The organism is Vibrio sp. V12_P9A6T4, from assembly GCF_963874835.1.
Lineage (GTDB): Bacteria > Pseudomonadota > Gammaproteobacteria > Enterobacterales > Vibrionaceae > Vibrio > Vibrio anguillarum.
In genome coordinates, this window is record NZ_CAWNJO010000023.1 from 1 (window position 1) to 2576 (window position 2576).

The 2576-nt window shown below is 42.5% G+C and carries 2 protein-coding genes; both read right to left on the reverse strand.

Annotation, left to right across the window (positions count from 1 at the left end; genetic code table 11):
- On the reverse strand, positions 1–1088 hold a 1088-nt coding region (locus tag AACQ42_RS01330; protein WP_094166343.1), incomplete at its 3' end, for a glycogen/starch synthase.
- A 1-nt stretch (position 1089) separates the two neighbouring features.
- A complete protein-coding gene (gene glgC, locus AACQ42_RS01335) occupies positions 1090–2307 on the reverse strand; it encodes a glucose-1-phosphate adenylyltransferase (protein WP_013857078.1) in 1218 nt (405 codons plus the stop codon).
- Between the last annotated feature and the right edge of the window lie 269 nt (positions 2308–2576).

Genomic DNA, 2576 nt, shown 5'->3' on the forward strand with positions numbered 1-2576 from the left:
CTATAAGCTTCAACAAACGCAAATTTATCAGCATGCTTCGCCGCCATTTTATGTAGCTGAACAGCAACTTCAGGCTCTCCTGTGCCAACAATAATGAGCTGAGCATCATTGCGTAAGAACGACTCTAGTATAGGTAAAATGTAGTGGAAACCTTTTTGGTGGGTGAGTCGACAAACCATCCCAAACAAAGGCAAGTCACGCTGAGGTAATTGCAGCTCCTCTTGCAACATGCGCTTACTCGCCCGTTTGCCCGCTTGAAGTGATTCAGCTTCATCACAGTAGCCAAGAGGAAGAAATTCATCGTTTTGTGGATCCCACTCGCTATAATCACACCCATTAACGATACCGTGCAAATCTCTAGCTCGGTGAACAAAATCATCTACCAACCCATGAGAGCCAAGCGGTGTTAGCAGCTCGGAAGCATAATTAGGGCTAACGGCATTAATTTTGTCAGCAAAGGCAATCCCTGCTCTTAGCATACTGACGTGATCGTGTCCGTAGCGTAAAAATTCCATGCCAGATAAGTTCAATTCTGGGATGATCTCTAATTGATGATAAGAAAAAATACCTTTAAAAATCGCGTTGTGAACGGTCAATACGCTTTTCATATCAGAAAAATAAGCGTCATGCTGGTAACGCGTTTTCAACAAAAATGGAACCAACCCTGTATGCCAATCATTTGCATGGATAATCTGTGGTTTTTTACCGAGCTTAGGTAAAACATCTAGGCTAGCTGCTGAAAAGAAACCAAAACGCTCGCCATTATCAGCGTACGCCTGGTTATTCTCGCCATACATTTGTGCTCGGCCAAAATATTGTTCACATTCAATTAAGTACACGGCCACTCCATCTAGCTCCATCTGACGGACCAGATATGAAGTATGAGGCCAATGGGTAAGCTCAGTTTCTAGCACAACAGGAGCATCTGAAATGCCCAATATAGAACGATAAGCAGGTAGCACAATAGCTACCTGATGACCTAACTCTTGCAGTGCTTTAGGCAGTGCTTTGGCCACATCGGCCAAACCACCACTTTTGATCAAGCCTTGAGCTTCTGAAACGGTAAACCAAACATCGATTTTTTCCATTCTAGAATCCAACTTTTGTTCCTTTTGCGATAACAACGATGCCCTCATCAGAAACATGGAAACGTTGTCTATCGAGTTCTAAATCTTCACCAATGATAGTACCTGGCGCTATTTCGACATTTTTATCAATAATCGTACGCTTAATTGTACATCCTTCACCAATTTTAACATCACCGAGGATCACGGATTCACTCACTAAAGTGTTGGCTCCGATGTTACTGCGGTAGCCTAGTACCGATTTATAAATTTTCGCACCTTGAATGTAGCTTCCGCCGGAGATCAAGCTGTCGGTGATCTGTACTTTACGATCGTGTGAATCAACAAAGGTTGCAGGTGGCAACGGTGGATAATAAGTGTGGAGAGGCCAGCTACGGTTATACAACGAGAAATCGGCATCATGCTCTAATAGATCCATGTGCGCTGCCCAGTAGGCCTCAATCGTACCGACATCACGCCAGTAAGTTGTGTCTTTTTCGCCTTTGATTTTATTGGTTGAAAAATCATAGACATAAACCTCTCCTTCCGGGAAAAGTTTAGGAATAATATCTTTGCCAAAATCATGGCTGGAGTGATTATCTTCAGCATCACGACGCAGTTCTGCACAGAGTTTATCTGTATCGAATATGTAGTTACCCATAGAAACAAGTGCAAGGTCTGGGTGCCCAGGGATCGCTTTAGGGTTGCAAGGTTTTTCTTCAAAACCGACCATTTTTCCGGCTTCATCAACTTCAATCACACCAAACTGAGACGCTTCTTTCAGCGGCATTCTCAGCGCAGAAACGGTCAGTTTTGCGTCTACACGTTTATGGAAATCGAGCATCTGGCGGATATCCATTTTATAGATATGATCAGAGCCAAAAATACATACTTGGTCGGGGGTAGAGAGTTCAATAAAACGAATATTCTGGTAGATAGCATCCGCAGTACCTTCGTACCAGCGCTTGCCATCACGCATCTGTGCGGGGATTGAATCGATAAACCGATCAGTGATGCCCGAAAGGTTCCAGCCTTTCTTCATATGTAAATACAACGATTGTGATTTAAATTGTGTAAGCACGTAGATACGCATCAAATCCGCGTTTACAAAATTATTCAAAGCAAAATCGATTAAACGATAACTGCCACCAAATGGCACTGCAGGTTTACTACGAGATTCCGTTAAAGGCATCAAGCGCGAGCCTTCGCCACCAGCAAGGATCATTCCTAAAACACCAGCCATTTTAATTCTCCTTATTTCATTCTTATATTTGCATTCCATACCTTAATTTACAGGGGATGTATGGATGCTATCCTTATTGACCACTTGCAGTGGGCTGTATGAAACTCCCTCACCACCCTAAATGCAATCGGTTGTTTATACGTTATCGAATTAAAGAAATAATACAATTTTAAATACGCTGTTCTGACTTGTCTGAACCCTTTAGTTTGCTAACTCCTAACCTAGCTCACATTTACAGCTCGGTGTAACATATAAACATAACAATGTAT

What these genes read in the sequence shown, in the direction of transcription:
- glgC (WP_013857078.1), bottom strand. Translation starts at nt 2,307, where the DNA reads ATGGCTGGTGTTTTAGGAATGATCCTTGCTGGTGGCGAAGGCTCGCGC.